At 66.0% G+C, this 21,239-nt stretch carries 24 protein-coding genes, 1 other RNA gene and 1 pseudogene; 12 read left to right on the forward strand and 14 right to left on the reverse strand.

Annotated elements, in window-relative coordinates; translation table 11 throughout:
* Window positions 1-22: 22 nt before the first annotated feature.
* Complete coding sequence (locus ON19_RS22305; protein WP_083899546.1) at window positions 23-1,753, forward strand: recombinase family protein; 1,731 nt, start codon at window positions 23-25, stop codon at window positions 1,751-1,753.
* Window positions 1,754-1,763: 10 nt separating this feature from the next.
* Here ON19_RS22305 and ON19_RS22310 read toward each other — a convergent pair whose 3' ends face one another.
* The 7 genes from ON19_RS22310 to ON19_RS40580 form a co-directional block, all read right to left on the reverse strand.
* Window positions 1,764-2,081: a hypothetical protein gene (locus ON19_RS22310; RefSeq protein ID WP_157229786.1), complete on the reverse strand. Its 318-nt coding sequence runs from the start codon at window positions 2,079-2,081 to the stop codon at window positions 1,764-1,766.
* 21 nt (window positions 2,082-2,102) lie between these two features.
* Window positions 2,103-2,978 (reverse strand): replication-relaxation family protein, encoded by an 876-nt coding sequence (locus ON19_RS22315; protein WP_051169175.1) that lies wholly within the window; start codon window positions 2,976-2,978, stop codon window positions 2,103-2,105.
* Window positions 2,975-4,516, reverse strand: a complete 1,542-nt coding sequence (locus tag ON19_RS22320) for a type IV secretory system conjugative DNA transfer family protein (protein ID WP_157229787.1) — start codon at window positions 4,514-4,516, stop codon at window positions 2,975-2,977. The genes ON19_RS22315 and ON19_RS22320 overlap by 4 nt, the downstream gene beginning before the upstream one ends.
* Window positions 4,506-5,684 (reverse strand): hypothetical protein, encoded by a 1,179-nt coding sequence (locus ON19_RS22325; protein WP_157229788.1) that lies wholly within the window; start codon window positions 5,682-5,684, stop codon window positions 4,506-4,508. Before ON19_RS22325 ends, ON19_RS22320 begins: the two co-directional genes overlap by 11 nt.
* Window positions 5,685-5,787: 103 nt before the next feature.
* A complete protein-coding gene (locus ON19_RS22330; RefSeq protein ID WP_043696165.1) occupies window positions 5,788-6,435 on the reverse strand; it encodes a hypothetical protein in 648 nt (215 codons plus the stop codon).
* A gap of 540 nt (window positions 6,436-6,975) precedes the next feature.
* Window positions 6,976-7,446, reverse strand: a complete 471-nt coding sequence (locus tag ON19_RS40575; protein ID WP_218006463.1) for a hypothetical protein — start codon at window positions 7,444-7,446, stop codon at window positions 6,976-6,978.
* Between the two features lie 5 nt (window positions 7,447-7,451).
* Entirely contained in the window at window positions 7,452-8,699 is a 1,248-nt protein-coding gene (locus ON19_RS40580) for an NsdA family TPR-like regulatory protein (protein WP_218006464.1), read from the reverse strand.
* Window positions 8,700-8,962: 263 nt separating this feature from the next.
* Here ON19_RS40580 and ON19_RS22335 point away from each other — a divergent pair, with 263 nt between their 5' ends.
* The 6 genes from ON19_RS22335 to ON19_RS42100 all read left to right on the forward strand — a co-directional run bounded on the left by ON19_RS22335 (window position 8,963) and on the right by ON19_RS42100 (window position 12,295).
* Complete coding sequence (locus ON19_RS22335; RefSeq protein ID WP_043696168.1) at window positions 8,963-9,451, forward strand: hypothetical protein; 489 nt, start codon at window positions 8,963-8,965, stop codon at window positions 9,449-9,451.
* Window positions 9,452-9,470: 19 nt separating this feature from the next.
* A complete protein-coding gene (locus tag ON19_RS22340; RefSeq protein WP_043696171.1) occupies window positions 9,471-9,782 on the forward strand; it encodes a hypothetical protein in 312 nt (103 codons plus the stop codon).
* Window positions 9,779-10,093: a hypothetical protein gene (locus ON19_RS22345; RefSeq protein ID WP_043696174.1), complete on the forward strand. Its 315-nt coding sequence runs from the start codon at window positions 9,779-9,781 to the stop codon at window positions 10,091-10,093. Before ON19_RS22340 ends, ON19_RS22345 begins: the two co-directional genes overlap by 4 nt.
* 258 nt (window positions 10,094-10,351) lie before the next feature.
* Complete coding sequence (locus ON19_RS22350) at window positions 10,352-10,561, forward strand: hypothetical protein (protein WP_157229789.1); 210 nt, start codon at window positions 10,352-10,354, stop codon at window positions 10,559-10,561.
* Between the two features lie 134 nt (window positions 10,562-10,695).
* The gene (locus ON19_RS22355) at window positions 10,696-11,175 is read left to right on the forward strand and encodes a hypothetical protein (protein WP_043696180.1); all 480 of its coding nucleotides are present in this window, start codon (window positions 10,696-10,698) and stop codon (window positions 11,173-11,175) included.
* Between the two features lie 37 nt (window positions 11,176-11,212).
* Window positions 11,213-12,295 carry a hypothetical protein gene (locus tag ON19_RS42100; protein ID WP_157229790.1) on the forward strand — a complete coding sequence of 361 codons (1,083 nt, stop codon included), beginning with the start codon at window positions 11,213-11,215 and terminating at the stop codon, window positions 12,293-12,295.
* Window positions 12,296-12,511: 216 nt separating this feature from the next.
* Here ON19_RS42100 and ON19_RS42105 read toward each other — a convergent pair.
* Window positions 12,512-12,658, reverse strand: a pseudogene (locus ON19_RS42105) (transcriptional regulator); the annotation flags it as partial.
* 101 nt (window positions 12,659-12,759) lie between these two features.
* Here ON19_RS42105 and ON19_RS22365 point away from each other — a divergent pair.
* Together ON19_RS22365 and ON19_RS22370 are read left to right on the forward strand one after the other, a co-directional pair.
* Window positions 12,760-13,512 (forward strand): SDR family oxidoreductase, encoded by a 753-nt coding sequence (locus ON19_RS22365; protein WP_043696186.1) that lies wholly within the window; start codon window positions 12,760-12,762, stop codon window positions 13,510-13,512.
* Window positions 13,513-13,544: 32 nt separating this feature from the next.
* Entirely contained in the window at window positions 13,545-14,030 is a 486-nt protein-coding gene (locus tag ON19_RS22370) for a GNAT family N-acetyltransferase (RefSeq protein WP_043696188.1), read from the forward strand.
* A 1-nt stretch (window position 14,031) separates the two neighbouring features.
* Here the strand turns inward: ON19_RS22370 and ON19_RS22375 are convergent, their stop codons facing one another.
* Window positions 14,032-14,922, reverse strand: a complete 891-nt coding sequence (locus ON19_RS22375) for a phosphotransferase (RefSeq protein WP_043696190.1) — start codon at window positions 14,920-14,922, stop codon at window positions 14,032-14,034.
* A gap of 581 nt (window positions 14,923-15,503) precedes the next feature.
* Between ON19_RS22375 and ON19_RS22380 the strand changes: the two genes are divergently transcribed.
* A complete protein-coding gene (locus ON19_RS22380) occupies window positions 15,504-15,689 on the forward strand; it encodes a hypothetical protein (protein ID WP_043696193.1) in 186 nt (61 codons plus the stop codon).
* Window positions 15,690-15,763: 74 nt separating this feature from the next.
* Here ON19_RS22380 and ON19_RS44725 read toward each other — a convergent pair whose 3' ends face one another.
* From ON19_RS44725 to ON19_RS22395, 3 genes are all read right to left on the reverse strand, one after another.
* Entirely contained in the window at window positions 15,764-16,084 is a 321-nt protein-coding gene (locus ON19_RS44725; protein WP_218006466.1) for a helix-turn-helix domain-containing protein, read from the reverse strand.
* 274 nt (window positions 16,085-16,358) lie between these two features.
* On the reverse strand, window positions 16,359-16,829 hold the full coding sequence (locus ON19_RS22390; RefSeq protein WP_043696196.1) for an NUDIX hydrolase: 471 nt from the start codon (window positions 16,827-16,829) through the stop codon (window positions 16,359-16,361).
* 4 nt (window positions 16,830-16,833) lie between these two features.
* On the reverse strand, window positions 16,834-17,499 hold the full coding sequence (locus tag ON19_RS22395; protein WP_227954648.1) for an XRE family transcriptional regulator: 666 nt from the start codon (window positions 17,497-17,499) through the stop codon (window positions 16,834-16,836).
* A 241-nt stretch (window positions 17,500-17,740) separates the two neighbouring features.
* Here ON19_RS22395 and ON19_RS42110 point away from each other — a divergent pair, with 241 nt between their 5' ends.
* Complete coding sequence (locus tag ON19_RS42110; protein WP_157229791.1) at window positions 17,741-17,908, forward strand: hypothetical protein; 168 nt, start codon at window positions 17,741-17,743, stop codon at window positions 17,906-17,908.
* Between the two features lie 368 nt (window positions 17,909-18,276).
* Here the strand turns inward: ON19_RS42110 and ON19_RS22405 are convergent, their stop codons facing one another.
* Together ON19_RS22405 and ssrA are read right to left on the reverse strand one after the other, a co-directional pair.
* Window positions 18,277-18,498 (reverse strand): hypothetical protein, encoded by a 222-nt coding sequence (locus ON19_RS22405; RefSeq protein ID WP_157229792.1) that lies wholly within the window; start codon window positions 18,496-18,498, stop codon window positions 18,277-18,279.
* 195 nt (window positions 18,499-18,693) lie between these two features.
* Window positions 18,694-19,064, reverse strand: a transfer-messenger RNA (tmRNA) gene (gene ssrA, locus ON19_RS39800).
* Between the two features lie 772 nt (window positions 19,065-19,836).
* Here ssrA and ON19_RS22410 point away from each other — a divergent pair.
* Window positions 19,837-21,150: an ABC transporter substrate-binding protein gene (locus ON19_RS22410; RefSeq protein ID WP_051169178.1), complete on the forward strand. Its 1,314-nt coding sequence runs from the start codon at window positions 19,837-19,839 to the stop codon at window positions 21,148-21,150.
* The last annotated feature ends 89 nt before the right edge of the window (window positions 21,151-21,239 follow it).

Consider the following 21,239-nt stretch of genomic DNA (forward strand, 5'->3'; position numbering starts at 1 on the left):
ACTCCTTACCTAGGCTGGTGTCATGACGCGAACGATGACCAGCAAGGAACCCGCTTGGCTTGCAGAGATCAACGCTGCCTTGGCCGCTGGGGTGGCCGATGTAGACCCTTCGGAATGGGTGTACGGCTATGTCCGCATCTCCCGCGACGAGAAGGACCGCGCGGAGGGGGTGCAGCTTCAGGCGAAGAACGAGGTCGCGTACGCGGCCCGTAAGGGGTTGGCGCTGGCGCGGATCTTGTGTGATAACGATCTGTCGGGTGCGGATGCCGAGCGGCCGGGGTTGCGGGAGGCACTGCGGTTGGTGACCGCTGGTCCGTCGAAAATGGTCCTTGCGCGTGATGTGGCGCGGTTGACTCGTGATTACGACCTGGGCAACGAGTTGATGAAGCTGGGGCGTGATGACGGTGTGCGGTATGTGTTCGTGAAGGACACCGAGTACGACCTGACCACGGGGGCGGGTCGCAAGAATTTCATGGTGAAGGTCGCCGAAGCGGCCGAGTACCGGGAAACCAACACCGAGAATCTTTTGGACCGGATGAGCGAGGAAGCCGCAAAAGGGGTGATGCAGGGCGGTTCGCGGCGGTTCGGGTACGGGAAAGTTGTTGGCACGCATCCGATTACCGGTGATGACATCCTGGACCGTTATGCGTTGCGGGAAGACGAGGTGGCGGTTTTGCGTGAAGGGCGCGACCGGATCATCAACGGCGAAAGCCAGACAACGATCGTCACCGACTGGAACGCGCGGGGCATTACGACGTCCGAGGGCGGGTCGTGGCGGGTGGGCAAGCTCTCGCATCTGCTGCTGTTGGAGGCGTATGTGGCCTACGACTTGGGCGAGCACACCGACGCGAACGGGCAGCGGTGCGAATGCTTGGACAACCCCGAGGGCAGCGGTATTCGGGTGCATGAGCGCACGGGCACGCGGCATCGCGGGCAGTGGCCTGCTGTGTTCACTCGCGCCGAGCATGACGCGATGCGGGCGGCGATCAAGGCGCACAGCCGGGCGAAGAATCCCGATCGCCCGCGTGCGCGTAATGGTGAGTATTGGCTGACCGGGCTGGCCGAGTGCGGCGGAAAGTGGCCCGAGGGCAGCGAGCGGGCCGGGCAGGGTTGCGGTAGCTGGTTGGTGGGTTCGCTGCTCGAGCGCAAACGTAAGAACGGCACGATCACCCAACGCCGGTATGGGTGCCGGGCGAAGGATTCCGCACGGGTGGCGTGTGGGTGCGGGCGGGTGTTCCGGGACGCGGGCGCGTTGGAGATGTACGTGGCACAGGCAGTGATCGCGGCGTATGAGGACCCGGAAATCCTGGGGCGGCTGGATCGGGGTAACGACAATGCCGGGCGTATCGCGCAGTTGCAACAGCGCATCGAGACCACGGCGGGGAATCTGGACGCCGAAACCGACCGGCGCGCCGAGGTGTTGACCGGTGCGCGGGACGAGGACGACTTGCGGGTGATCGAGCGCACCATAGCGAGTTTGAAACAGGCATTGAAAACTCTTCGCGCCGAACAAGATTCGCTTCGCAGTGCGCAAGCGTTGGCGGTACTGGCCGATATCGGGTCCACGCCGGGGGAGTTGCGTAAGGCGTGGGATACGAAGGGTTCGCGGTGGCGGCACGAGGCGACCGCGCGGCTGGTCGAGAAGGTCATCGTCGAACCGGCGAAGATCTACGCCGCGAAGTGGGAAGACCAGAACGGCAAGGTGTGGCGGTTCGACACCTCCTCGGTGCAGATCGTGTGGCGACAGTTGTAGCCGCATCACATCATGCGGCGTTGCGTCGGTCGTCCCGGTCGAGGGTGTCCAGCGCGTTGCGCAGGAACAACGCCAAAGATTCGATCACGGCCGGGTTGTCGATGCTGGGTGGGAGCCCTTGCCGGATTCGGCTCTCGGCGACCAGGCGGCGGGTCTGCTCACTGGTCGGCCCCACCCACATACGCCCGGCGCTGGGTGCGCTCGTGCGGCGGAATTCGACCACGTCGGCATCGACGGTCACTTGCTCGGATTCGGGGGCGCGGTGGCGGCGGGCACGGCGCGCACGGGCGTCGGCAAGGTTCGGGATGCTGTGGGGGTCGGCGGGCATGGGGGTCTCCCTGGTGGCGTGTCAGGCGGCGAGGGTGGCCGGGGGCGGGGCGGGCAGGGCGGCGAGGCGGTGGCGGGTGGTGTGCCCGGCCAGCCACCAGACGGGCGCGGCGGGGTGTTCGGCGGCGATGTCGGCGAGGGTGGCGGTGGCGACGGTGAGCCCGGTGAGGGTGGCGGGTTGTTGCGTGAGGAGCCGGTGGAAATTGTTTTGCCGTTTCGGTCCGGGCAGCACGAACAGGACGGGAATTGTTATATCGCCGGATCGCAGATCGCGGTATCCCTGCAATTTTTCGATCAGGCGGGATAAGTCTTCGGTGCCGGTGTCGTATTCGAGAAAGAATCTCACGGTACGGCCGTGTTCGGACCATACGCCGTAACCGTCCGGGTGCGCTATTTCCGCACATGCTTTGGTGGCTTCGCGTTCGTCCCACCATTCCACAAGCTCGCATCCGGGATCGGTGCGGGCGTGATGGCACAGGGCGGTGAAGAATTCGTTGATGCCCAATAAATGGTCGAGTTGCGGGTTGCGGGACAGTTTCAGCGTTTTCTCGTGCACGGTGCGCGGGGTAGGAATGGGTGCGTCCGTGGCGGCGGCGTGGATCATCGCGCCGAGCGGGCCGAGGGTGTAGCGGTATTCCTGCGAGCCCGGCCGGACACAGGCACGGAACCGGGCAAGCACACCCCGGCCGGTGAGCAGGACAAGGCGCTTGCGGGCGGTGTTGGCGTCGGTGAACAACAGGCGGGTGATCTGCTGGGCGGTGAGAGCGCGATGGGCGGCCAGCAGCCCGAGCAAGGCGAGGTCGCGGGGGGTGAGTTGCCGCTGGGCGGTGATCGCGTCCGCGATGGAAGGACCCTGGCGGGAGGCTATAGAAGCCTGTCGGGGTTGCCGCGCGGTCACAGCGCACCCCCTGCGGCCTGCGACGATGCGCCGCCGGGGGTACCCCGGTCACTCGCCCGCTCTAGCTGGGCGGGTGAACGGGGTACCGAATGGGCGGGTGAGTGGGGTAGTGAAAAACCATGCCCCGCACCCGAATCCGCCAACCCGGTGCCGAGTTTCCCGGTGGTCAGTTTGCGGCGGCGGCCCGTGGCGTCGCGGCGCTGGCGAGACAGTCCGGCATTGGCTCGTGCGGCTGTTCGCAACTGTTCGGCGCGGCCGACAACCGGCGGGGGCAGCGCCTCGGTGGCGACGCTGAATGGTTCCACCATGACACCCTGGTCGATGATACGCACGGACGCGGCGTATCCGTCACGATGACGCAAATCAGTGTCATCGAATATCGGTTCGAAGTGCGGGGCGAGTTTGCGGGCGTCGTCCGGTGACACGGCGAACACTATTTTGTTGCGGGCGTTGGCGTCGACCGCACCCCTAATCTCGGGCGGTAATTGGCCGAGATTCTGGTGGGCTAAAACGAACGATACTCGGTAGCCGCGGGCTTCAGCCAACGCTTGATCGATACCTATCGGCAGATGCAGGAAATTGTGGCATTCGTCCACGATGATCGTGGCATCGGCGCGTTCCCCCGGCGGAATCTTTGCCCGCCCGGTGGTGGCCTGCCACAGCCCCGACAACAGCAGCGACCCCACCAGTTGCACACCGCCCTCACCGATTTCCCCTTTCGGCAACCGCGCGATGAGAATTCCGCCGTCCAGGATTTCGGTCAGGTCGAAAGTGGCGGCGGGCGCGGCGAACAGGTCGGCCGCGAACCGGTGCGACAGCACCTCCCGCAAGCGGGAGATCACCGCACCACACGATTGCTGGCGTTGCGCCGGGGACTGGGCGGTGAATCCGGCCCAGAACCCCTCGAATCCGATCGGCTCGCCGTAGCGGTCGATGATCGGCCGGTGGTAGCCGGGCTCGGTCAGAATCGGCACCACATCAGCGAGGGTGGCCCCGGGCCGCCGCGCCAGGGTGAGGCAGGCAGCGGCGAACATTTCGTCCATGCGCGGCCCCCACCACTGCGCGTACACCTTCCGGAACGTCTCGATCACCATCCGGGCCGCGTGCTCGCGACCCTCCGCATCCTCGACGGCCCCGGACGGTGCGGCCAACACGTTCCACGCCGGGGGCGCGGCGCGTTCGACCGGGTCCAGGACCACCAGCCGCCCGGCGGCGTCGGAGGGCAGGCGGGCAAGGACGTTGTCGGCAAGGTCGCCTTGGCAATCCAGCACCACCAGCCCGCGCCCGGCCGCCGCTTCCGTCAGGGCGAGGTTGGCCAACCAGGTGGACTTGCCCGTGCCGGTGATGCCGGGTACGTGGATGTGGTGACGGGCCGCTTCCACCGATACCCCGATCCGAAACCCGGCCGGGTCCACACCGAGGGGTTTGGGTGCCGCCCGGCCCGGCCAATCCGGCGCGGCCACCTGTAGCCGACGCCGACCGGACCCGGCGGGGGTGTTCGAGACAGGGTCCGGGGTTTGCGGGGAATCAGTGGCCATGTCGGAACTCCTTGTCATGCCGAGACAATCGAAGCGATGGCTTGCGGTGTTCGGGTGGTGTGGTGCAGCCGGGCAGGCGCAGGCCGGGGCTGGCGGTGCGCGAGCGCGCCCGCACCACCGGCAGCCCGTAGCGAGCGGCGTCGGCGGGCAGATGCCACAACGCGGCCACCTCGGCCGCAGTGGCGACGAACGCGCGGCCGGGCCGCCGCACCGACACCCGATACACGCGGTCGCGGGTGCGGTGGGTGACCAGACCACCGCTCTCGGCGCAATCGGCGATGGCGTCGAATCCACCCGCGATCGAAGCGAGCAGCGCCCGCCCGTGCGGCAACGGCTCCGCACTGCTCACCCCGACTCGCAGCGTCGCCGTCAAGTGCGGTCCCGCCGCTTGTTTGGCGTGCTGCGCCTGTTGCCGTGCAGCGGCCAGCGGCGACAACGCGGGGGCCGGGCCGGTGCGGGCAGGCGTGGTGTGGGTGCCGGAGATCGCGAACCGCGCCAGGGCCAGCAGTTCCGACAGTCCCGCACCCAGTGCCTTGCTCACCAGCCGGGGCGCGGTGCGGCGGTAGTAGGTGCCCAGCACCAGTTGCACGAACCCCGTCTGTCCCTCGGCGCGTGCGCACAGTCGTTCCAGCACACCGCCGAGCGGGTCCGCCGCCCCCGCCCGTGTGGTGCGGCCGGTGGCACGGGGCTCGATCCAAGGAGCCCAGACGCCGTTACGGGCGGTGACCTCCACAGCCACCACCCGACGATCACACGCCAGGCTTGGAGCGGCGGTGGGGGTGACGACCGCGCCCGGCCAAGCCCCCGTGATCGCCGCCGCCATCTGCGCGCGATCCACCCCGGGCGGCACCCACACCCCGATCTGCGCGCCCTGAGCGTCCGCGTGGATTTCCAGCACGATATGCCGGGCACGCACACCGAAACGCCGGGTGCGGTGCAGAACGCCGGCCACCCGGCGGGCGAACACGCCGGCATCCCCGGCCACGGTCGCGGGAGTCTCGATCCGCAACCACACCGCACCGGCCGCCTCACGCTCCCGCCAGCGCCGCACCCACCGCCGCGCCACCCAGCACACGAGTACCACAGCCAGCGCACCCACGATCAACAGCTGCCAGCGCACCATCACCACCCGCGCGAGCACACCGAACACCTCACGCGGATCGAACAAATGACCAGTGAGAAGTTTCGCAATCAACTTCAGGCCCTCTCGAATTCGTGGGACTGGGAGTGTGCCGGGCGGTGGGAATCCCACCGCCCGGCACACCCGACGATCAGGCGGCGTCCTCCCGATCGATCGCGGTCACGGTGAACACCTCACCGCCGCAGGAACCACGCTCTAGCTCGCTGTGCAGGTGCCCGGCACACACCGCCACCGCGTACCCGTCGCAGCTGAGCACGGCCACCGCCGGTTGCTGGCAGTGCCGCAACCGGTGAAAGGTGGTGTCTTGACCGTAGAGTTCGTGGCCTTGCGCGTCGCAGTACCAGCCCGGCACGATCCCCCGGTGACTGAGCGTGTCCCCGTGCTCGGGGCACCCCGACCACGGAATCTCACAGCCACCCGGCACCGGCTCGAGATCCTCCGGTGTCAGCTGAGCCAACAACGCCAGCCGCAACAACGCCCGGCCATCCGGGTCCAGCAACCCGGCCACATTCGGCGGCACCGGGGCTTGCTCGATCTGTCCAAGCTCGTGCAGCCGCCCTTCGGCCACATCCAGCCACCGCGCACCCAGCCCCGGAATCTCACGGCGCAGCCAACCGGCCCGGTCGTGGCCGGAACCGAAGGGAGCGTTGTAGTACGGCGATACCGACATGACATCCTCCTGAAAACCGTGGGCACAGTTCAACTCCGGCCGAAGCAACGGCAAGCGACGCCGATTGGCGTCGTCGGTGCCGGGGGCCGGGTTCGTGTTGTCGTCCATGACGACCTCTCCGAATCCTGTGGATAGCCATCCGCCGCAGCACGGCACGCCGACGGGCCGCCTACCGGGGGACAGTTGGACAAAAGAGAATCAGCGGCCAGCGCTCCCGGCAGGCGCTCGAAACGCCCCGCGCGCAGAGCATCACGCACCTGTAAGAACCTGACCACTCACCACCAGGACACTCGACTCCCGACAATCCTCGAGGATCGCACGTCGGGCCGGTCAACCGGTGACCCCAGCTTGACGCGCCAACACTGATCGCATACCGTCCGCTAACATTCTGGGGAGGTCGATGCGTTGAGCCGTCACAGCTGAACATTCCAGGCTACCCCACTCACCCCCCATGTCAACCCCCAATTTTTCCGTGCATCGATCGTGCCGGTAGCCAACGTGATTGGGCGGTGGGCAAAGAAGAAGAGAGCCCTGGTCAGGGGCTCTTTTTCATTTCGATGTCCGGCGTCCTTCGCTGCGCCAACAAGGAAGGTCGCGGCCAGTACTAGCCAACATTAGCTCCATGCTCGAAGCATGTCGCCAACCAGCTCAGTCCCGTTGTGCACCTGGGGGCCACACCACTGTGACCGGCATCCCTCGTTCTCGTGCCACAGCTACTACATCGGCCGTACCGCCGTACCCCCGCGCTGGCAAGCCGTCCCACACCGCGATCAGTTCGTCGGCCTCCTCCAGCATTCGCACGCTCCCGGCCTGGTGTGCTTCGGAGTTGGACTCATCGCGATCGAGCGCGATCACTTCCGCTGCCGCAGAAGTCAATTCGTCATATAGCGCATGATGCTCGTGCGGCAAACTCTCACGATACTTCCGAGCTGGCACCACGACGATCAATGAACCGCCAACGTCGAGCACGGCGCTTGCGAACAAGCTGTCTGGCCCATCTGCAATGCAGCTCACACCCACCAGTTCGCCATCCGCACGAGCGGAGACGTTCGACCGCAACTCAGCATGGATGAGCGCCGTCGTGTCTGGGGGGAGTCCTCGATGGCCGGTGATAGCCACCCTTGTCATAGTTCATCCCGTCCATAGAGTGTGGCCAGCGCATCATCCAGCCGTCGCGCCTCCGAAGTCTTGGCCGGGAGGCTAGCCCGGAAATCTCGAGTTCGCCTGGTGATTCGTTCGCTTCGGTGACTCAGACCCACAGCCAGCGCTTGCGCAGCTATCGCGCATCCGGCCTCGATGTCTCCAGCTCGTGCCAACACATGCGCGTGCTCCACCTGCGCGAGCGCCCGCGGCTTGGCTGCGTTCAACGACGGCTCGGCCGCCGTGAATGCAGCACGTGCCGCGCGGAAGTCGCCGAGTCGCGCAAGCGTGCTCGCTTGATAGCGGGCCGCCTTGGCCTCGTCGAACACGAACACCCATGGCCATTGCGGTTCGCCCCGTTGACGACCCGCCAGCTGTTCTGCGCGACGCAAAGCGTCCATCGCGCTTCTGCGGTCTCCGGTCGCCGCATGCGCTACCGCCAGCAGCGACGTCAGCCACGCTTGAGCACTGTCGGGCGCGTCCGTTCCCAGCTGGGCTGAGGCAGTACGCAGTAATCCCAGTCCTGCGCGGGCGTCGCCGCTCTCTACGGCATAGTGCCCCAGGCTGGCGGTCATGTAGGAGACCAGAAGCGGATGGTGCGTACGCTCAGCATGGCTGACGGCTTCCCTGTACCGTCGTCGTGCTGCGGCGTCATCCCCACGGTCGGCGGCAAGCCACGCCGCCAGACCGGCTACTTCCGATAAGACGCGGAATCCTGCGGACGTACGCAGCCGGTCACGAACGATGCCCGAAACCAAGCTCAGATGGGCTTCGACAGCGGGTTGAAGACGATCGGAGGGCACCGAAGATTCCATGCGTCGGTAGTGCGTGGTCGGACCGGCGATAGCCTCGGCTAGTTCGCTATCGCTTGGTGCTGAATTAGCCAAGACAGCACCGGTGCTCATCGCCACCGCAGTCTTGAGGAACTGTTTGCGGTTCACGTCGTCATCACCCGACGAAGTTCGGTGCCTGCTGAACCCGAGTTCGGCATCCGTCGCGACATTCAGAACCGCTCGCAGTGCCGCTCGGTAGTGCTCTCGCGGCCATGTTGTTTCGCCTCGCTCCCACTTGCCGACGTGCCGTTCGTCCACGGCACCCTGCTTGTTGGTTGCCCGGAAAACGTGGTCGTTAACTGCATCGGCGAGTTCTTGTCGAGTCATCGAACGGCCAGGCGATCCGGGCGATTCAACCCGCAACCGCGCCTCTACCAATAGGTCGTTCCGTCCGGTCACGGGACTTTGGCCTCTCTGCTGGACCTCTTCCGAGCATAAGCTCAACCAAAGTGCAGGGCTAACGTTCCCACAACTTTCCCACGTTCTTCCCCCTCATGCGCCGTCGATCTAGCGGGCCAGAAACGACACCGTAGACATCAGCCCCGACGCCGGGTGTCGCCGGTACCCCCATCCCGGCACGGCAGTTTGCCCGATGATGCGCAGACCGCCGGTTCGGCCTCGGCGTCGGGTGCACACCAACGCATCGAGCAGGGGAGCCGTTCGTGGATTCATCGAAACAACCTGGGCACACACCGTTGTCGGTGTGTCACTTCTACCGGCGAGTGTGTGATCTGCCCGCCGAGGTTCACCCGCCGCATCTGGGGCGGATCACGCTGCGTGCGGGCCGGGTGTGCGGGTTGATGATGCCCGCCTTCATCGGCGCGGAGGTCAAAGCGTGGATGCACCGCCACGACCACCGTGTGGGACCGATCTTGACCCACCCGCGCTATCAGCGTTGGACGTTCCTGACACGCCCCGACCTGCCAACCGACGTCCGGCTGTATGCGGAGCTGTCACGGCTGAACGTGTCCATCCTCGGTGCCGGAGGCAGCATCAGCTTGCCCGGACCTGGACAGCGCCCCGGCTTGTTCCGGGCGTGGGTACATCCGCCCCGCGACCCCTACCGCCCGCCGGGGCGACTTGTGGTCGAGGCGATCCGGGGATGCGCCGCCCAGCACGCGCGACAGCGACGGGCGATGGCGTATGCCTGAGCACCGCAGCACGGCCACAATGCCATTCGGGTGCGGCCCAGGCTGCGACCCCTGGATCACCGTCGAACAGTGCGGCCTGTTCACCTTCGACCAGCAGACCGGCGAAGTGTTGTCGGTGAAGTGCCCGTCCATGAATTGCTTCGGGCAGATGGTGAAAGTCGTCAACGGCCGCATGACCGACCACGACTCCCCGATGGACATCGCACTCGGCGGCCAGAAATGCCCATGGATCGGTATCCGCATCGTGTTCGACACCACCCGCTATCCCGACCTCGCCACCAAGCCCGCCCCGCCGCCACCACCACCACGGCAGCCACAGGCCGGGCGATGACCGATGACCAGGACGCCGAACGCTCCGCCGCCGAACTCGACGTCCTGACCGACGTCATCGGCACCCTCGTGACCGCCACTACGGACGCGGTGCGGGACGGGATGACCGACACCACCCGTATTCGCGTGATGGCGATGGTCATCTTCGAACTGATCAGCAGCGCCCGCACCGCCGCCGGGCCGCACACCGGACGCCTGTATGCCGCACCGGTACTCGATCCGATCATCGACAACATTCCCGCCGCCGACGACATCACCTTCCTGGACCTGTTGATCCCCGCGATCATCGGCCAGCACATCAACAACACCTGACCACCCAGACCGCCCCGCTCGGACGCGCCTCCCCTGCCCCCTTTGCACCACAGGGGAAGCGTGCACGTGCCGGGGCACCCGAAAGGGCGAAGGCTGCGCGGACGGGACTGCACATCGGTGTGCCCAACCGAACCCCCCGCCAGCCTTCCCCCCGCACCGCCTCAAACACACTGAGCGACAAGGTTATTCGCTACCCGTGTGACTCCCTTTCACGGAAGGTCCGCCTATGCACACTCCCAGCACGAAGCGGGGTATGTGATGACATCCCCGCTACCGAATGAACCGGATGTGCACCTGGTCGTGCGGATGCGCGGCTACCACCTGCACTACGTCGCATGCCTCACTGCCGCTTTGATCTTCGTCCAGGACGAAGGGGTCCGGCACCGCACAGACGGCGTGTCCGTCGCCGGTGACGCACCCGACCACTTACCGAGGTTGCCCGGGGAACGGCTGTATGTAGAGCGATGATGACTCCGGTCCGGGCATCCGACGACTACGACACCCACCCCGGCCGCCGCTTGCCCGGTGACGTGTGCGGGCGCGAAACTGACTGCTCAAACCCGCGATACCCGTACAGCCAACATGAGGGGAAGGCCCGGCCAGTGGACGACGAACAGATCGGTTTCGATATCGAATTCGATGACAAAACCCAAGCATTCCTTGATTGGGTTGCGCCCGAACGCATGGAATCAGGGGTGCGCGAATTTCTCGCGGCCACGGTTCCGGATATGGCGGATGATGCGGCCTGGTGGAAGCCGCCACTTTCGACCCGGATCATGGAAGCGGCGAAACGGTTGTTCGGCGAGCCCGGATTGATTGCTACCGAAAACCGCGAACTTGCGGACGGGTTTATCCGATTCCTGGGCGAATGCTATGTGCGGCGTGGCGGCCTGCAATGGACGAACCGGCCCGAATGGGGTCCGCCGCTTTATACCGATTTCGGCCCAGCTGTGCAGGGTGACGATACCCGCAGCATGGTCGCGATCGCGCAAGACCTGGCCGACAGCGACGGCCCCAGATTGATCGAATACAACATTTCCGAGGCTGTACGCCAAACACGGAAATCGCGCACTATCACATAATGACCTGAATTTCTTTGCGTAACGGGGGTGGGCATCCGTGCCCGATGAATACGACGCCATCCGTAAGAGCTTGTCCAGGTACGAACTTGGTTTGTACTTCGAACTAGGCAGAGCGCACGAGCGGGGAGAGACCCCGGAAAAAGGTTGGGTTCGCCAGTTCAGGATAGTGACTGATCGAGGCGCGCGAATCTTGGATTCGGCTCGAACCCAGGGCCGAGGCGTCCAAGGGGTCGAACGCAAATCGGGTCGCATCAACGAGGCAGATGCCCGCGCTCAACTACGCAAGGAACGAGACGGACTCAAGTCCGGCCAGATCACTCATTCCCGATGGGAAACAGTGGCCGGTGAAACGATTCCGGACAAAGTCCGCGAAGACCTGCGAGACATGGCCCGTGATTTCGGTGACAAATTTCAGCACGTGATAATTTCTCGCGCCGACGCACTCCGCGCAATGCAGCTCGGCCAATCGCTGGCATCTCAGCAATTGGAGCTGATCCGGCCGTACGAACTGAACCGAGCCGACCGAGCGCGGGAACGGCTGGCGAAGATACGCGAGATTGTGCGGGCACAAGAGCGTGCCGAAAAGTTCCGGAAGGTGCAGCAGTTCCGGGAAGCCGCTGCGCGTGGCCGGGCGGATGCTCCGCAGCAGGCCGAACGCGACCGGCAGGCCCGAGCAGAAGAGGCCGGGCGGGCCAGGCAAGCACGCCAGACGCCGGAAACTGAGCGGGCGCGGGTGGAACGGGAGGCGGCCGAACGGGTCGCGCGGGAATTCCCGCCACCCAGCCAGTACCCGCAACGGGAAGCCGCCGACGCTGGAGAACAAACGGCCCGAGAAGCCGCCGACGCCGCCAGGGCGGAGCGTGCCGCAGCCGAGGCACGCGCGGCATCCGAGAAGGAACGCGAGGCTTCCTTGCAGGAGCTGAACAAGGCGCGGAACGCGGCGTTCAAGGAGTTGGACGAGAAAGGGCGTCTGTCGGAGGTGGAAAAAGTTCTCTGGCTTGGGCAGGCGCAGCACCCACTAGCAGCGGTGAGACAGCCGCCTGGTTCTGCGCCGAGCGTTGTTCGTGGCGGCACCGGACAAGGACAGGAACGCTCACGCGGACTATCCCGCGAACAATAGCCATCCGCGCTCGATCGGCTCACAGTGCGGTCGCCCGCTGGTTGGGGATGGTTCGGGTCGCACGCTGGGTTGTGCGGCAGCAGTGCCAGCCCTTAGCGTCCGCTCGTCCTCCGGGGGCTTGCCACCCAACCCTGCCGGTCCGCCAGGCATCCCGCCCGACCTCCAAGCCCCAACCGGATCGGCCCAAGGCGCGCGCCTTTAAGGAGTGCGTAACCGAGATGTGACCCCCGCGAGCAAAGCGATCTCCTCCCGGCGCAGTCCGGCGACCCGCCGCTGACCGCCACCGGACATCCCGAAATCCTCCGGTCGGACCAGCTCGCGGCGCGCACGCAGAAACGCGCCCAGTCGATTGTCGGAGTTCATGGTCCGAGCCTAGGTGAGGCGCGGCGCGCCTGGGTGGCCCCGCGACTACCAGGAAGTCCGCAGCCTGTCAGGCGGGCGCGCGGGGGCGCAACGTTGTCGGCATGACGAACAACAACCTCACCGGCCGCGTCGCGGTCGTCACCGGAGCATCGAGTGGAATCGGTGCCGCCACCGCACGGCAGCTCGCACAGGGCGGTGCCAAAGTCGCGCTGCTGGGCAGGCGCAAGGATCTCATCGAAGAACTCGCCGCCGAGATCGGCGGAGACGCGCTCGCGGTGGTCGCCGACGTCGGCGACCAGCAATCCGTGCGAGACGCCGCCGCCACGGTGCGGGCGGCATTCGGGCCCGTCGACCTGGTCGTCGCGAACGCGGGCGTCATGCTCGCCGCACCGTTCGAGTCCGCGCTCACCGACGAGTGGGACCAGATGGTCGGCACCAATATCACCGGCCTGCTCTACACCGCGAGAGCGTTCATCGATGACCTGCTCGCGACCGCGACCGAGGGCGGTCGAGCGGATCTGGTGCTGGTCGGCTCGATCGGCGGGCACACGGTCTTCCCCAACTACGCCGTGTACACCGCCACCAAGGCCGCGGTCGCGCATCTGACCCGCAACCTGCGGGCCGAGTTCGGGCCGCGCGGCGTGCGGGTCAAGAACATCGAACCCGGCTTCGTCGGCACCGAGCTCGGCGCGGGAATGCAGGACGAGCAACAGCGCGCCGGGCTGGAGCAGTGGCGCACGGCGTTCGAGATCCTGGAACCCGGCGACATCGGCGCCGCGATCGCCTACGCGGTCGGTGTGCCCCAGCACGTCAATATCGCCGAACTCGTCGTGGTCCCGACCCAGCAGGGCTGATCACCGGCTCATCCGCCGCTACAGTCCGGCGAATGACTGACATTGCCCCGGTACTGCGCCGCGCCCGGCCCGCGGACGCCTCGGCGATCGCCGAGATCTGGTATCCGGGCTGGCGCGACGCGCACCTGGGCAATGTCCCCGACACTCTGCTGGCCGTCCGTCCACGCGACTCGTTCGACACCCGCGCGGCCGAGCGCGTCGGCGACACCGTCGTCGCCACCGTGGACGGCGTAGTGGCGGGCTTCGTCATGGTCGACGAGGACGAGGTCGACCAGGTCTACGTAGCCGCCGCACACCGCGGCACCGGTTTGGCCGCTCTCCTGCTCGCCGCCGCCGAACAGCGCGTCCGCGCCAACGGGCACGACCACGCCTGGCTCGCGGTCGTCCCCGGCAACACCCGTGCCCGCCGCTTCTACGGAAACCAGGGCTGGACCGACCAAGGCGCCTTCACCCACGCGGCCCCCGGCCCCAACGGACCGGTTTCGGTTCCCGCCCACCGGTACACCAAGCCCGTCTGAGCTAGTCGAGGTCCGCCCACCCGGGCCAAGGCCGCATGCCCTCGTCACCACGGATGTATGCGAGGCGGCGCAGCGCTTGGGGCTGGTAGGCGGGGTCGAGGGCGGCGGCACGCATCGACTGCAGGGCCATCCGGAACTCCTGGATGTCGCGCAGCAGGTAGAAGCCGTCCCAGCGCATCACGTCACGCCCGTACCCGGCGCAGAATTCGGCGTACTGGGCGGCGGTGATCTCGGCGGCGGTCCAGCACTCGATCGCCGCGTGCACCAGGTCCCATTCCGGCGGGCCGATGACCGCGTGCCCCATGCCGACCAGGATCACGTCCCCGTCGTCGCCCACCACCACGCTCTGGTCCCAGTCGGCGCCTTTGACTACCGACCATGGCAGGCCAGACGGGAGCGTCTTCCAGCGGCCGCGCAATTCCTCCAGGTGTTTGTGCAGCCATCGCCGGTCGTCCTCGGACACGGTCCGCGCGGCGGCGATCTCCTCCTCCACCCGAGCCAAAGGCGTCATCCGGCGTAGCTCGAACCCGGGCAGCGGCAGCCGGTGCAGCTGCCCCAGCGCCCTGGCCACTTCGGCGGGCGTACCGGGATGGTGCGGCGGCAGGTCCTGCCAGAAGGTCACCGGGCATCCATCGACCACCACCGGCTGCGGGATGTCCGGGACCACCCGCACCGCCGACACCCCGCAGGTCTCGAGCCATCGAGCCACGGCGACTTCCCGCCCCGTGACCAGCTTTTGCCCACGCTCACCGATCCGCACGACGATCCCGTCGCGCAGCCGGTAGACGCCCTGCGTCCCCGCCGCCTCGGCACCGTTCGCATCGATCCCGACGCTCACACACGCGGCACGCAGAATCGACCGCATCCCGTTACCCGCGATCCCTGCGGTCATGTCAGCCTCCCAAGCCCCGCGCTCCCCTCTGAGGAGCAGTAACGCATCTCGGCTTCGAGCTTCATGGCAGCCATCCAGATACCGGGGGGCTAACACCCCATTTTCCCTGCTCAGTGGACATTACCCCGGCAATTCCACCGCAGTCAGCAACCAAACAGAATCCGCCCGTTTCGCCTCAATTGCCGCTTTTCAGCCGCAGGTAATCGCATTCGCCAACCCTGGACGGCAGCCTGCTTGCGCAAGAAAGGCCCCGCTGGAGACGTCCACAAAGTGGTCCTTGTGCAGGCGGTCTGTGATCACCAAGGCGGTGATGTTCACGGGGGTCGAAGCGATTCACCGTCAGGCGCGGCCACTCGAGGTGGCCGTCCCCAGAGACTCTGGTTCTATGCCCAACAGAGCCGAACTGCCCCAGAGCAACCTCTGAGCAACACTCCCCACCGCAATCACGGTCCTGCAGGTCGAGCACCTATCCGGCCGACAAGCTGGCATATGTCGTGGACGACTAATCTCGCAGTCGCGGGGGTGCACCAATCCGCCCATCAAGAATTCGTCCGCATAGTCGAGAAGGCCGAGCTGGACCGATGAGCCACGCACGCTGGAAGAGCCTCCGGGATCGCAAACTCGCCTCGGGCCCCACCGAACCTGACGAAGGCTCCGACACCGTGCCAACCCTCCCCCTGCTCGCCAAGCTCGCCGACGCCCTCGACCCCACCCTCGACGCAGATGACACGCGAGTACACTTCACCAGCCACACCGACGCCGCCTGAACGCTCCCATTTCGTAGCGACTCGAAGAACCTTTCCACCCGAACTGCCGCTGCGCGGTGTGAGGACGCAGGTATCTAGGCGACTTTGACGCTCCAATCACCAACGTGAGCAACAACATCCAGGGTTCCTCCGAGCGCGACGATGTAGTCACGAACCAAGTCCATGGACGTGATCTTGCCGTGCTCGATCTGCGACACCCTGGCCTGCGAAACTCCCATCAGTTCAGCGACCTGAGCCTGGGTCGCCCCACACTGCTTGCGTAGTTCGGCGAGTTGATGCCCGCTGCTCCGCGCGCATCTGCTCGCGGCTCTCGTCTCGCGCTGCGACGCGGTCAGGCGAATCCCATGCCGGGTCGATTTCGCGAGCTCGACGTTTGCTCTCTTCCCAGGACACACCCTTCATGACTCCTCCTTTGTGGCTCGGTAGTCGTCATAGCGCTGTTCGGCGAGGGGGATCGCATCTCGATACCAACGATTCCACTGGGAATCGAACCCGGATCAGGGTCCTGGCAGAGCCGCCGATATGGGCTATACCTGAGAAACACATCACTGTGAGTCACCCTCATCACGGGTTATCTCGGCGGATTGTGCCCAAAATGTGCCCACGCGCACCGTGCGAAATCACGTTCAGGCGGAAGAAATGCCGCCCACCACCCGCCTGCGCAAATCTTCAGCCGAGGTATGGCGCGGACCGCCCTTCCAGGTAGTGAGTCAGTCTGAGTCGCTGCGTGTGGTGCATGTCTAGGCTGTCCAGTTCGGCAGGGGCTACGAACCGTACTTCGGTGGACTCATCGGATACGGCGAGGTCGCCACCGATGACATGGGCCAGGAAGCACACATTGAACTGGCGTCGGACCTCGCCGTCGCTGTAGGCGATGACGTGGCGAGGATCGGTGTAGGTGCCGACGAGTCCAGTGATTTCGATGTCCAGCCCGGTTTCTTCCTTGACCTCTCGCACAGCGCAGCCGGGAAGGCTGTCGGTCATCTCCATGCCACCACCGGGCAACGCCCATAGGCCGCTGTCGGCGCGCCGCTGCAACAGGATACGGCCCTTGTCGTCGCACACCACGGCGGAAGCCGCGACGACAAGACTGTTCGGCTCTGGTGCGGCTGGGTCGTCGTAGAACTCGGTGCGCGCCATCGGCTTACCTTTCCACCGGTCGGCCTGATCGCCAGACCGCGTCGAAACTGTCTGTATACGTGTCGAACAGACCACCGCCGAGAGTACGACGCAGATGCCAGACAGGCGCACCGTAAGCATTCACTCCCCACACGTGGGCATTGACCAACATTTCCTCGTCGGCGCGGAAAATGCTGTTGTAGAGCGTCGTGGCATGGGTCCGCAGCTCGACGCCTGGCGTTGCTTGCAGTGCCTGGTAATGCATCAAGGCGAGACGGCAGCGAGATTCGATGCCGTGCCCGAATTTCTCTTCCGTGCCTCGTTGTTGGACGTTGGCGCTGTCGGCGTCACCCACGGCTATCCGTATCGAACAGCCCGCCTCGGCCCGTTCGATCAACAGATCGTTGAGCCGGGGGTACGCCTCGTGGAGAAAGACAGCCGCGTAGACCAGGACGTCGATGTGGTGGCGCGCAGCCTCGAACAGGTTGACGAACATCGACGCCGGGACCTCGGCCCGCTGGTCGTAAAGGGCAACGAGTTCGGGGCTGACGGCGCGGGCTGTACGCGCCTGCCGTAGGGCGGGCCACAGGGCATTGACGTCCTCCCCCAAACACTCGGCAGCATGGATTGCGGTACGCCGCCGGGGTACTCGGCCGAGGTTCACCCAGCGTTCAACCGATTTCGGGTCCACGCCTGTTGCCTCAGCCAAGCTCGCGTGAGTCCATCCTCGCGCCGCTATCGCGGCACGCAACCTCTCATTCGCCATAGGGACGTTGTACACCGGTCGGGACGTCCCAAAGTGGGAAACGTAGGAGGTTCCGTCGTCCCAACGATCAACGAGACGCTGACTCCAGGCCCCGGCGCCGGGTTGACCCCCGAATCCTCGGTGCCGGGTGCTCACCAACCACACCACAATGCCGAGGGGTCACCGAATGCCCGCAGAGCTCGCAACCGTCCTGATCGTCATGGCCGCTGTCGGCGGTCTGCTCATCCTCTTGTTCTGGGTGCTGCCGTGGCTCCTAGAGCTTGGGGGCGAGCCCGACGAGCAGGTCCCGTTCCGGGAAGTCATGGAACGCATCGATCGCGAGGACCGCCGATGACGGTCCGCCGTTCCTGGATTGACGACTACTGCACCGATAGCAACGCGCCCGCCGACGAGCAGCACGCGCAAGGACTGATGAAGCTCCACGCCACCTGCACGCCACCGTGCCCGCGGAAACTGTCCGCAGAGCGCTATCTCCGCGAGCGTGCGGCAGGCCAGGGCACGGACAGCAACCGGGACAGGTAACCACTCAAACGGGTTGCCATCACGCGACGGTAAAGGGGTATGCGTTCGGCGCGTACCCCTCTTGTCGTGCTCGGACTTGTGCGGGGGAACCGTAGACAGCGAATTTGCGGGGGCCTACCCGTGGCAGCGTGCGGCCCAGGGCGGGGTTGTCCGCCCCCTGGGGCCGCCGCTGTGCGCAGGTCAGGACCCGTCCGGTTCGCCGATACGAACGATCGCCTGCGGATGCGGGAACCCGAACGCCAGCCGCATCGTCGTCGCCTTCACATCCACCCGGTCGGACGAGAAATACGCGTCCTCGGAGGTGGTCAGCCGCGTGTCCGTGCGCATCGTGGTGAATGCGAACGCCTGCGGGATCGCCCACACGTCACCATCGGTCACGTACGGGGATACCAGCAAGGGCACACCGAGAACGGTTGTCGCACCGGGCCGCGCCGGACCCGGGCCAAGGAGAATCGACGGCGTGGTCGATCGGATGGGTGCCGGATTCCGCGAGCCCCGCTGCGAGATGTGCCCAAAATCTGCCCATACGGCCCGACCTCCGGGTGGTCGGAGCATAAAAAAGGCCCCCGACCTGCTGGTATCAGGTCGGGGGCCTCGAAGTGGAGCTGCCGGGAATCGAACCCGGGTCCTCCGCCGCGTCTTCAGGGCTTCTCCGTGTGCAGTCCGCTGTGCCTCTACTCGGATCTCCGGGTCCCGCGAACAAGCCCGGATGACGATCCCAGTCGCTGTTCGATGTCCCGTCCTACTCCGCGACCGAGTAGGACGGTTAGCCCTCTAGCTGATGCCGGCACCGGAGCCGAGGGCATGCCCCGGGCCGACAGAGACGCTCTGCTGGTTAGGCAGCGAGAGCGTACTCGCGCTGATTGGAATCGGCGCTTAATTGGTTGCAACGACGCTTACGGTGGTCTCTTGCCTGCACCGACACGCTTCCCCTGAATCTACGTACGCAGTCGAAACCGTTCAGCCCCGTACGCCCCGGCACCTTGCCGGGCTGTCCATGTTAACACCGGCGAGAGCCAGGATCATCCCGATATCCGGTGGGGGCGGCTGCCATGCCCGGCTGCGTCGACCGGTGGGCCTACGTAGAGCATCAGCCCAGGTCAGGACCACCAATACCCGGCTCCTGCCAGCGGGTCGCGGGGTGTCACCCCGACTCTCCAGCTTTCCCCGCCGAACCTGCCGGGGCACGCGATGTCGGGAACGCATGGCGTCCCAGAACCTCGCCGCGACGTATGCGATGCTTTTCAGCCCGTCGCAGCTCCGGCCGCAGCCACCTACCCACCGTGCGTAGTCACTGCGGAGCTGGGCGTACGTGACCACAGGGCGCGAGAGCTTCGACTCGGCGTCACGCGGCGACGGCGGTAGACGGATCGACGACGGGCCGCTGCGGGCCAGGGGCCCGGTCGCGCTGGCCCCGAAGGCACCGGCCGACGATGCTCGCCCACCCATCGACGGGAGTGTGAACCGGTGGCGGTCACGACAACCAAAGACGTCGGCCACGCCGCATAGACCAGGTGGCGATCACTGGGCACTCGGAATCGCATTCGCCAACCACCTCGCACGATCGAGACCGAATCTCGCCACCACTGCCCGTTGGCGAACACCGCGCGTTCGAGCACCCGAGTTTTCCCGGATGCTGGTAGTCGATTCCCCTGGCTCGGCGACCAACCCGACTTACACTGCACGAGCCGTACGATCGGCTCTGAGCAGCGGATCTCGATTTCAGACTAAGGAAACACTTTGGCAGTTCGCACCATTCGGGACAGGTTGCTGCGCCTGTCCGCCCTCACCGTCATCGCCGGACTCGTCCTAACCGGGTGCTCCGCACTACGCGACAAGTCGGCCGAAGGGATCGAGCCGGGTGTCACCGCGGACCCGTGCCCGAACGCCGTCGACACCCGAAAGGGATGTATCTATCTCGGCGTGCTGTCCGATCTGACGAGTGGGCCGTTCGCCGCGCTGGGCAAGGACATTCACAACGGCCAGCTGGCGTTCTGGAAGGCGGTGAACGAGGCGGGCGGGATCGGCGGCAAGTACGAGGTGGACATCGCCACCTACACCGAGGACACGAACTACGATCTGCAGAAGCACGCCGAGGCCTACCGGCGGATCGAGCCGCATGTACTGGCGCTCTCGATGAGTTTCGGCACCGTGCAGACGCAGAAGGTACTTCCCGAGATGGACGCGGCGAACATGATCGCCATTGCCGGAACCCTGTGGTCGGGTTGGCAATTCGAGAACAGCGACAAGGGCCTGTTGCTGGAGTCCGGCTACTCCTACTGCTCGGAGGCGATCATCGCCCTGGACTGGATCGCCGAGCACCTGGCGAAGCCGAATTCGATCGCCACGGTGAGCTACCAGGGCGACTACGGCGGCGACTACTCCACCGGCGCGAAGAAATGGGCCTCCGCCAATCGCGTCGACATGGTGGCCCACATCGACACCGAGCCCAACACTCAGATCGGCAATCAGGACGCGGCGGTCGCCAGGATCCTGAGCGCCGGAGCGGATCTCGTGCTCCTGGCCACGGGACCCGCGGAGGCGGGCGAGATCATGGGCAAAGCGGCGCTGGCCGGCTTCCCGGGCCGATTCCTGGGCTCGGGCCCGACCTGGAACGGCGGCTTGCTGAAAAGCCCTGCGGCGACGGCGATCACGACCCGCTACAACATGACCTCGCCGCTGGACGGCTGGGACGGTGTCAGCGCTGGGGCCAAGAAGGCGCGGGCCTCGGCGACCAGGGAGCCCTCGACCTGGGGCTACAGCGCGGGATGGATGTTCTCCTACCCGATGAAGGCGCTGCTCGCCCGAGCGGTCAACGAAGGCAGGCTGACCCGCAAGGGCGTCCGGGAGGCGGTGCACGGCCTGCGAGTCGACTACGAGGGCGCGATTCCCGAATACGTCTATGGCGCGGCCAAACCCGATCTCACCCGTCAGCGGGCGGTCATCGAAGCGCCGGAGCAGACCGCGCCGCTGGGCGCGAAAACCCTGGCGGTCGCGTATCACGGCCCGACTCAGGACCGCATCACCCTCACCGAGCCCTGCGTGCAGCCGTAAGCGAGCCAGATATGCCTTTTCATCGTGTTTTCCGTCGACTACTTCGACTCGTAGTCGTTCCGCTCGCACTCGGGCTCGTACTGACCGCC

Origin of the sequence: Nocardia abscessus NBRC 100374 (assembly GCF_000308455.1) — a bacterium.
Taxonomy (GTDB): Bacteria; Actinomycetota; Actinomycetes; order Mycobacteriales; family Mycobacteriaceae; genus Nocardia; species Nocardia abscessus.